Origin of the sequence: Synechococcus sp. R6-10, assembly GCF_047461815.1 — a bacterium.
Lineage (GTDB): Bacteria > Cyanobacteriota > Cyanobacteriia > Thermostichales > Thermostichaceae > Thermostichus.
Genome location: NZ_JANSHW010000248.1, coordinates 1 through 9,100, shown reverse-complemented (window position 1 = coordinate 9,100; position 9,100 = coordinate 1). Strand labels below are relative to the sequence as shown.

Sequence of the window (9,100 nt, the reverse complement as noted above, 5' to 3'; positions counted from 1 at the left end):
CCACCTGTCAACAAGAGCGGGTGGCTGCGGCCATTGCTGAAATCCTCTCAGAAAAAACCTGCCCGTAGCACTCAGTTATGTCTGCCTTATGGTCATTTCGATTCAAACTAGAACACTGCACCCACGCCCACAGTCATTTTAAATAAGAATGAAACGAAATGAAACATTTCCATCCCATTGCTTCCCAACTCCCCTCTCTCTTTGGGGAGAGGACTGGGGGTGATCTCGGAAGCGGTATGGAGCGCTTGGGGATTGTCTCAATCCAGCTTGAAAGGACTACAAATGGCCAAAAAACGAAGTCTCCAGACCCGTCCTCCCAGTGCGGCGGAAGGAAGCCAGCAGGGTGTCAATTCTGGGACTCGACCGGCTGCGGCGGCTGCCATTTCAGCACCAAGGTAGAAAGTTGCGGCAGGCAGAGCTCGAGGGAGTAGGGCAAGTTGTGGTAAGCCCAGTCGTCCGTCCACTTGCCCCCCAAATTGCCTACCCCGCTGCCCCAAAACTCCACAGCATCGCTGTTGAGCAGCTCTCGATAAAAGCCTCGCTCCGGCACTCCGATGCGGTAATGGGGCCAGACCACCGGCGTGAAGTTACAAACCACCACCACCCACTCACTGGGATCCTCCCCATAGCGGATGAAGGAAACGATGCCGCGATGATCGCTGCAGTCGATCCAGCGGAACCCTTCTGGCTTGGTGTCTTGGGTATACAGGGCAGGCTCAGAGCGCAACAGGTGATTCAGGCTGGCCACGTAGTGGCGCAACTTGGCGTGGGGTTCATACTGCAGCAGCCCCCAGTCCAGATCTGCCCAAACGTTCCACTCATTCCACTGGCCAAACTCCATGCTCATGAACAAGGTTTTCTTGCCAGGGTGGGTGAACATGTAGCCGTATAAAGCCCGCAGGCTGGCGAACTTATGCCAATGATCCCCCGGCATTTTGCCCAACATGTGGCTCTTGCCATGCACCACCTCATCATGAGAAAAGGCCAGCATGTAATTTTCGCTGAAGGCATACATGAGGCTGAAGGTGACCAAATGGGGATGGAACTGGCGGAACCAGGGATCCATGTGGAAATAATCCAACATGTCGTGCATCCAACCCATGTTCCACTTCAAGTTGAAGCCCAGCCCACCCACATGGGTTGGCCAAGTTACCATCGGCCAAGCAGTAGATTCTTCGGCAATGGAAAGCGCACCGGGGTTGTATTTGAAAATGAGGGTATTGAGCTGCCGGAAAAAGTCGATGGCTTCGAGGTGTTCCCGCCCGCCGTAGGGATTGGGGATCCAGTCTTTGCGGTCATAATCCAGATAAAGCATCGAGGCCACCGCATCCACCCGGATCCCGTCGATGTGGTATTTCTCGAACCAAAAAAGGGCATTGGCCACCAGATAATTGCGCACCTCGTTGCGGCCATAATTAAAGACCAAAGTGCCCCAACCTTTGTGCTCGCCTTTGCGAGGGTCGGCGTACTCGTACAGGTGAGTACCGTCGAAAAAAGCCAGCCCATGCCCATCTTTGGGGAAATGCCCAGGCACCCAATCGACAATCACGCCGATCCCGGCTTGGTGAGCCCGATCGACAAAATACATAAAGTCTTGCGGGGATCCATAGCGGGATGTTACGGCATAGTAGCCGATCACCTGATAGCCCCAAGAGCCATCAAAGGGGTGTTCTGCCACCGGCAACAGCTCGATGTGGGTAAAGCCCAGCTCCTTCACATAGGGGATCAATTTGTCCGCCAGCTCGCGGTAGGTGAGGAAGCGAGTGTTGGGCTTTTGGTCCACCAGCACACTTTGCCCTTCGGCAGGTGGATCTTCAGCCGAGGCGTGCATCCAGGATCCCAGATGCACCTCATAAACCGAAATCGGCGAGCGCAGGGGATCGGTGGCGGCGCGTTTTTCCAGCCAGGCTTGGTCGTGCCAGGTGTAGGTGTTGAGGTCGGCTACGATGGAGCCGGTTTTGGGGCGCACCTCCTGTTGAAAGCCATAGGGATCCGATTTTTCGTAGATATCCCCCCAGGAAGTTTTCACCTCGTACTTGTAGATGGCGCCTGGCCCTACGCCGGGGATGAACACCGCCCAGATCCCGCTTTCGCCCAGCCGCTTCATCTGGTGTTGACGCCCGTCCCAGTGGTTAAAATCGCCGATAACGCTGACGTTGCGGGCGTTGGGAGCCCAGACGGCGAAATGCACCCCCTTCACCCCATCCACCGTGATGAGATGGGCGCCCAGCTTGTCGTAAATGCGGTGGTGATTCCCCTCGTTGAACAAGTAGCGATCCAGCTCGCCAATGTGGTTGACCTTCTCCAAGGGAAAGCGGTAGGGATCCTCCCATTCTTCCAAGTGTTCCCCTTGGGGATCCCAGACCCGTTGGGCCCGCAAAAAATAGTCCGGCAGAGGGGTTCCCGGCTCAAAGCGCAGCTCGAATAGCGTTTCCGGGTGCAGCGGCTGCATCGGGTGAGCCTGTCCAGTGGCGCGTTCCACCAGCCAAACCTGCCGAGCATTGGGCACAAGGGCGCGCACCAACCCAAAGGATTTCCCGGCCTCTTCTATCTGCTGGGGGCCCAAAACGGCATAGGGATCCTGCCATTGGTTGGAAACAAACTGACCCACTTGTTCGGCAGACAGGAGAAAGCCCATCGGGAACCCTCAGTAAATGACCATTCTAGTCTAGCGGTGGCTGACCCCCAGTTTGCGCTGTCAGCTCCAGGCCCGCCTCCAGGCAAAGAATCCCTGCAAGAAGTTCTGCAGGCGGGGGTTGGTGGCCAATTGTTGCTTGCGGTGCTGCAGGGCCGCCTTGGCGTTCACCTCCGAGCGGGTGGGGTAGATGTGGATCCCGGTCAGGGCAGAGACAGGCAGCCGCCGGCTCATGGCCAAAACCACTTCATGAATCAGCTCTCCCGCCTGGGATCCCACCAGGTGCGCCCCCAAAATCTGGCCGTTGCGTCGACAGATCAATTTGGCAAAGCCCAGGGGGGCGGCTTCTGCCTGGGCCCGATCCACATCGGCAAACTCCTGTTTGAGCACCACCACATCCTTGCCGTATTGCTGCCGGGCTTCGCTTTCGGTGAGGCCCACACGGGCCAGCTCCGGCTCGGTGAAGATGGCCCAGGGAATGACGCGATAACGCGCTTGGCTGAGGGGGAAAAACAGGGCATTGACCAAGGCCACTGCCCCTTCGTAGGCCGCCACATGGGTAAATTGCGGCCCGCCGATGACATCCCCACAGGCGTAGATGCGGGGATTGCGGGTTTGCAGCTTGGCATTCACCTGGATCCCTTGGGGGGTGTACTGCACGCCGGCGGCTTCTAGACCCAGCCCTTCCACGTTCGGGATCCGACCGGCGGCCACCAAAATCTCTTCTGCACGGATCACTTGATCACCTGCAGCGGCGGTGCCTGCCCCGGAATTGGCCTTTAGGGAAAGCAGCTTTGCCCCTTGCTCTTGGCCAACTGCTGTGGCGCGTACCCGGGTGAGGATGCGGATCCCATCTTGGGTCAACTGTTGCTGCACCACCTGGGCGGCTTCGGGATCCTCCTTGGGCAAGATGCCCTCGCGGCTGGCAATGAGGGTCACCTCAGATCCCAGACGGGCCAGAGCTTGGCTCAACTCGCAGCCTACCGGCCCCGCCCCAATCACCGCCACCGATTTGGGCAAGCGGGTCAAGTCAAAGATCGATTCGTTGGTCAGATAGCCCGCCTCGGCCAAGCCCGGCAAGGGGGGAACCCAAGGACGGGATCCGGTGGCGATGACAAAAGCCCGCGCCTGTACCTGCCGTCCTGCCACCTCAAAGGTGCGCCCATCCACAAAGTGGCCCTTGGCAAACACCAGTTCCACCCCCAGTTGGCGGAAGCGATCTGGCGAATCGGCGTGGTTGGCGATGTAGCTCTGGGCAGAGCGAATGTGTTCGTACACCTTGAGGTAATCCACCGAGATCCCTGCTGGGCCGGGGAGAGTCACCCAACCGGCAGCCATGGCCTGGCGCATCCGATGGACGGTATGGGCCACGTGAAGAAGGGCTTTGCTGGGCACACAGCCATACCAGAGGCAATCGCCGCCCAAGCGGTCGCTGCCTTCCACCAGCAGCACCTTGGCCTTCAGTTGGGCCGCAGCGCTGGCCACCACCAGACCCGCCGCACCAGCGCCGATGACCACAATATCGTAGGAGACAGGCATGGCTTGTTCTGAACAAAAACATCGGGCAAGGGATAGCACCATCCTATGTCTTGAGTGGGCCGGGGGCAGGATGGGAGAAGGGGATCCCTTTCCACACCCTTTCTGCATGGGAGAAGAACTTGTTAGAGTGGGACGGATGGATCCCTTGCAAGCTGGGTTGATCCGTCTGTTCTACTTTTCAGGTTTTGGGGACTTATGACTATTCTGCTGCCGAGCGAACCTATCCTGGCCGTGAGCATCTTCGGCATGGGCCTGCCAGAGCTGGCCGTGATTGGGGTGATCGCGGTGGTCGTGTTTGGCCCCAAGAAGCTACCGGAGTTGGGCAGCGCCTTTGGCAAAGCGTTGCGGAGTTTCAAACAAGAGATGAACAACCCCGGCAGCGATGACGAGCCTGCCGGCGCAGAAAAGGCGGAGAAGGTGGTTGAGAAAGATGCCGCGTAAACTACCCGCCCCCACAGCCTTGTATTCGATAAACCGCCGCAGTTGGTAGAACCCCCAACTATTCCACCTACGCCGCTCCTCACGACTGCGGGGGTGCTGGTTGGTGCCTTCTCGAATGCCGCTCAAGTCTTCAATCGCAATGCGGGCAGAAAGAGATTGAGCTGTTTTAACGATGCTCTTAGAGATGTTGTGGTTAACTCAAGCTTGAAAGCCTCTCTCCCTGCCAGACAGCCGTTGCAGCAGTTGACGGCATCGCCGCCTGCAACTGCGGGTGCTCTTACTGGCCTGACGCTGGAGGGCTGCTCTCAATCTGGAAAAGCGGTCTTTTACCTTAGTTAGCTGCTGTCCATTCCAGTTGTCTCCTTCGGAAGTCGGTGGGATCCCAACTCCTGCAAGGGGCCTGCTGCCGGAACTGTTGAGAGGGGGGATCCAAGCCAGCTTTGGATGAGAGGTGAAGTCAGCTCGCAAGGGAGCCGGCTCCAGGGCTAGTGTATAGTTCTGGAAAGTTCCCCAGCCTAGTGCTACCGGCTGAGCCAAAATCAGCCCGGATAGGCTCATCGGATGCCCCAGAGGTGTATGGCTGAGCTGACCGATTTCGAGTTGATGCGCCAGATCCAACTGCGGGATCGCCGCAGCCACTTCTTGCTCAAGGATCGCTATCAGAAGCGCCTGCTGGATATTGCCTTGGCCATTCTCAAGCAACCTCACCAGGCGGAAGAGGTGGTGCGGCAGGTGTTCGAGTTCTGCTGGAAACACGCCGATGCCTTTGACCTGCAGCGGGATCGCTCGGTGGCCCTGTGGCTCTACGAGTTGACAGCCTTTCAGGCTAGGGAACGGCTGCGGCGTTGGGCTTGGCTACCTGCCCCCCTCTCCATTCAAACTTCGGCTCCCCTGTGGCCGCAACGTCTTCTCTGGGGCAGCCTGGCGGTATTGGGGATCTACGCGCTGGCCATAACAGCGGCCTACTGGCGGCTGCGCTGGCAGTGGGGATCCCCCATCGAGGGAGAGTCAGCGGCGCTTCAACAGCTCTACCAAGAGTGGCAACGACAACCGCAGGTGCAGCGAACCCTGCTGCGGGATCCCAGCTTCAGCACTCCCCTGTTGGTGCAAGCCCTCTGGTCGCCCCATGCCAAGCAGGTGCTGCTCTTGGCCTCGGAGATGGCTCCCGCCCCCCCAGGGAGCACCTATCAACTGTGGCTGGAGTCGGAGATCCAGGGAGGGGGACGACTGCTGGAAAACGCCGGCACCTTTGCCGTCAACGCGGAAGGATCCCTGCAGTGGCTCAGTCAACCCATCCATTCTGAGCAGCCGACCCGCCTTCTCGTCACCCTCGAACCGGCAGGAGGGAGCGAATCCCCCACAGGCCCGCCTCTGCTGCAGAGCAGTTTTTGGATCCCTGCCGCCCAGCCATGATCAGGAGAGATTGGGGGATAACTGGGGGGCTTGTCTCCCGCTTTTGCGCCGCTTAGCATGGGATCCCCGCAAGCGCACCTTGAGACGGTAGCGAACAGTTTCATGCACAACTTTGTAGGAAGCATCCACACCGTGGGTTTCCCGCAGCCATTCGCGGATGTCGCTGTAGGTACGGAATCGGCCAGGCTGATGCAGCTCCTGCTTGAGGATTTCCAAAACCGGCTTGGGGATGAGGGGTTTGCGCCCTTGGTTGCGGGGCACCGTCAACATGCCCTCTAGCCCCTTGGCCTTGTAGCGTTGAAACCATCGAAAAATCGTTGAGATGTCCCGCCCCAGAATTTCAGCCAAGCCTGTCATCGTCTTGACTTTCCCAATCTTGAGCAGGTAGAGAGCTTGAACCCGCTCCTTCCCGGTCGGTGTAGACTGCTTGCTTAGTAGGGATTTGAGCTCTTCAGCCGATTCCCGAATGTCGAGCTTGAGGACTCCAGCCATGTTGGGGCGTCGCAGAACAGCGTTGAATTCGTTGCCTGGCGGAGAGTCTACCACAGTAACTTGGGGTTTTGGAAGTTGTTCGTGAAGTTTGCCTGGGCATTGCTTGACATTTACAGAATCTCGAACTGAAAAATCTCTAACAGGCTACCCTTGTCGCTTTTCAGGATAGGCGGGCAAGGGATCCCCTCTAGGGCGGCAGGCCGTGGCTGTAGGAGTGGCTGTAGGATCAGAGGGCAAGCTTGCCGACGCTGCACTATGGTTCTTCGCAAGTATCTTGCAGGAGAGGGGCTGCGTTGGTTTCGACTGGCCCTGCAGTTGCAAGGATCGGTTGTACCGGCAGTGCTTCCCCGCGCCTTTATCTGCGGCTTGGCCGGGGTGCTGGTTTCGGTTCTGTATAAGTTGGGGCTGCCCCTGGCGCTGTCGTCCTTGGTGGCGTTTGTGCCCAACATCGTTTTGGGTTTGATGCTGGTGTTTCGGACAAACACCGCCTACGAACGGTTCTGGGAGGGGCGGAAAGCCTGGGGATCCGTGGTGAATGACGTGCGCAATTTGGCCCGCCTGATTTGGGTAGCCATTGAAGAAAAGCAACCCGGCGACCGGGAAGAGAAGATCCAAACTCTATATCTGTTGCCCGCCTTTGCCATGGCCATGAAGCAGCACCTGCGCCAGGAACCTCTGCTGGATGAGATTCAGCCCCTGCTCAGCCCGGAGCAGTTGCAACGTCTCCAAAGCCTCAAACACCCCCCCTTGCAAATTGCCTTTTGGATCGGAGATTACTTACAGCGACAATACCAAAAGGGCCGCGTTGAGGTCTACCAGCTCACGATCATGGTGGAGCGGCTCAACAGCATGGTGGATGCGCTGGGGGCTTGCGAGCGCATTCTCATGACCCCAATGCCGATGGCTTATGCCCTGCACTTGAAGCAGTTGCTGTTGCTTTACTGTTTGTCTTTACCGTTTCAAATGGTGGAGGGCTTGGGTTGGATGACCGGCCCCATTGTGGGATGGCTGAGCTTTATGTTGTTTGGCGTTGAAGAGATCGGCATCGAAATTGAAAATCCCTTCGGCCGGGATCCCAATGATCTGCCCCTCGATAACATTTGCAACAAGATGAAGCACAATATTGCGGATTTGATCAATTCCACTTAGGGAACTCTCGCCGTTCTGGATGGCAGGGCAGCTGCCCATTTCAGATCCTCAGCCGGCACCTACCCCTAGTGGAGATAGCCGGGGCGAACCCGATGATTGAGAGGAAGGGATCCCTATATCTTGGGTAGGGAACAAGATGGGTTTGCTAAACTGTGGACAATTTGCCGAGGTGCTCTGGGGATGGCCTGCTCAACCTGCACATTTTTACACCTGGCCGATGTGCATCTGGGCTATGACCGCTACGACAGCCCGGAGCGGAGCAAGGACTTCTTTTTGGCTTTTCGGGATGTTGTCCGGCGCTATGCCATTCAGGATCCGGTGGACTTTGTGCTCATCGCCGGAGATCTGTTCGAGCATCGGCAGATTCAGCCCGGCGTTCTCAACCAAGCCCAGATCGTCTTGCGGGAGCTGCAACAGGCCGGGATCCCGGTGTTGGCCATTGAGGGCAACCACGACAATCGCCCCTATGGCGTGAAAACCAGTTGGCTGAGGTACTTGGCCGATCACGGGGAGCTGATATTGCTGGAGCCTGAGGAAGGGGAAGAAGGACTGGAGCTGCGTCCCTGGTCGGGCCGGCGGGGAGGGTATCTGGATTTGCCCTGTGGGGTGCGGGTGATCGGATCCCAGTGGTACGGATCGGCAGCCCCTCGGTCGATTGAGCAGTTGGCGGCGGCCATTCGACGGTTGCCCCCCGGCCCAGAACGGGTGGTGTTGATGTTCCACCACGGTCTAGAAGGCCAAATTGCCCGTTACCAAGGCGCTTTGCGCTACCGGGATCTGTTGCCCTTGCGGGAGGCGGGAGTGGGCTACCTGGCCTTGGGACACATTCACAAAAGCTATTCCGAGGGGGGGTGGATCTTCAACCCGGGATCCCTGGAGGCCAACAGCACTGCCGAATGGGACTTCCAACGGGGGGCCTATCGCGTCCGCTGGGGAGATGGCCCACCCCAAGCGGAGTTGGTGCAGGATTACCATCAGCGGCCCCGCCGCCGGCTCTATCTGGAGGCCAAGGGCAGAGAAACCCCCGAACAGATTGCCGCAGCAGCCATTGCCTTGGCTAAGGGATCCCGTTTTCAGGAAAGTGAGATGGAGCCGATGGTGGAGTTGCGGCTGGTGGGGCAGGTGGGGTTCGCCAAGCATGAGCTGGATAGCCGCGCCCTACAGTGTCAAATTCAGCAGCTTACCGGCGCCTTGCTGGTTCTGTTTCGTTTTGAGGCCAATACTTTAGAGCTCGGGTCGGCTGCCCTTTCCTTGGAAGAAGAGGGGCAGAGGCTACAAATCGAAGAGAAAATCTACAGGGATCTGCTGAGCAGCCATGCCCACTACCGCAAACGCAGTGAAGAGCTAGCGCGGCTGCTGCTGGATCTTAAAGAAAAGGTTTTGGATGGGCAAGGAGAATCTGAAGTGTATGCTCACCTAAGGAGAGCTTTT

Annotated in this window: 7 protein-coding genes and 1 pseudogene; 4 read left to right on the top strand and 4 right to left on the bottom strand. The window is 58.1% G+C overall.

From position 1 onward, the window contains the following. Positions 1-346 precede the first annotated feature (346 nt). On the bottom strand, positions 347-2,638 hold the full coding sequence (gene glgB / locus NW837_RS07765; RefSeq protein WP_414330424.1) for a 1,4-alpha-glucan branching protein GlgB: 2,292 nt from the start codon (positions 2,636-2,638) through the stop codon (positions 347-349). A gap of 60 nt (positions 2,639-2,698) precedes the next feature. Further along, complete coding sequence (locus tag NW837_RS07760; RefSeq protein ID WP_414330422.1) at positions 2,699-4,174, bottom strand: dihydrolipoyl dehydrogenase family protein; 1,476 nt, start codon at positions 4,172-4,174, stop codon at positions 2,699-2,701. Positions 4,175-4,369: 195 nt separating this feature from the next. Between NW837_RS07760 and tatA the strand changes: the two genes are divergently transcribed. After that, positions 4,370-4,615: a twin-arginine translocase TatA/TatE family subunit gene (tatA, locus tag NW837_RS07755; RefSeq protein ID WP_414330420.1), complete on the top strand. Its 246-nt coding sequence runs from the start codon at positions 4,370-4,372 to the stop codon at positions 4,613-4,615. A gap of 3 nt (positions 4,616-4,618) precedes the next feature. Here tatA and NW837_RS07750 read toward each other — a convergent pair. Then, a pseudogene (locus NW837_RS07750) lies at positions 4,619-4,996 on the bottom strand (IS200/IS605 family accessory protein TnpB-related protein); the annotation flags it as partial. A 195-nt stretch (positions 4,997-5,191) separates the two neighbouring features. Between NW837_RS07750 and NW837_RS07745 the strand changes: the two are divergent. Continuing rightward, positions 5,192-6,028, top strand: a complete 837-nt coding sequence (locus tag NW837_RS07745; protein ID WP_414330418.1) for an anti-sigma factor domain-containing protein — start codon at positions 5,192-5,194, stop codon at positions 6,026-6,028. Here the strand turns inward: NW837_RS07745 and NW837_RS07740 are convergent, their stop codons facing one another. Then, on the bottom strand, positions 6,029-6,520 hold the full coding sequence (locus NW837_RS07740; protein ID WP_414330416.1) for a helix-turn-helix domain-containing protein: 492 nt from the start codon (positions 6,518-6,520) through the stop codon (positions 6,029-6,031). 255 nt (positions 6,521-6,775) lie between these two features. Between NW837_RS07740 and NW837_RS07735 the strand changes: the two genes are divergently transcribed. Next, positions 6,776-7,669 (top strand): bestrophin family protein, encoded by an 894-nt coding sequence (locus NW837_RS07735; RefSeq protein ID WP_414330414.1) that lies wholly within the window; start codon positions 6,776-6,778, stop codon positions 7,667-7,669. Between the two features lie 180 nt (positions 7,670-7,849). Beyond that, on the top strand, positions 7,850-9,100 hold a 1,251-nt coding region (locus NW837_RS07730), incomplete at its 3' end, for a metallophosphoesterase family protein (protein ID WP_414330412.1).

What these genes read in the sequence shown, in the direction of transcription:
- glgB (WP_414330424.1), bottom strand. Translation starts at nt 2,638, where the DNA reads ATGGGCTTTCTCCTGTCTGCCGAACAAGTGGGTCAGTTTGTTTCCAAC.
- NW837_RS07760 (WP_414330422.1), bottom strand. Translation starts at nt 4,174, where the DNA reads ATGCCTGTCTCCTACGATATTGTGGTCATCGGCGCTGGTGCGGCGGGT.
- tatA (WP_414330420.1), top strand. Translation starts at nt 4,370, where the DNA reads ATGACTATTCTGCTGCCGAGCGAACCTATCCTGGCCGTGAGCATCTTC.
- NW837_RS07745 (WP_414330418.1), top strand. Translation starts at nt 5,192, where the DNA reads ATGGCTGAGCTGACCGATTTCGAGTTGATGCGCCAGATCCAACTGCGG.
- NW837_RS07740 (WP_414330416.1), bottom strand. Translation starts at nt 6,520, where the DNA reads ATGGCTGGAGTCCTCAAGCTCGACATTCGGGAATCGGCTGAAGAGCTC.
- NW837_RS07735 (WP_414330414.1), top strand. Translation starts at nt 6,776, where the DNA reads ATGGTTCTTCGCAAGTATCTTGCAGGAGAGGGGCTGCGTTGGTTTCGA.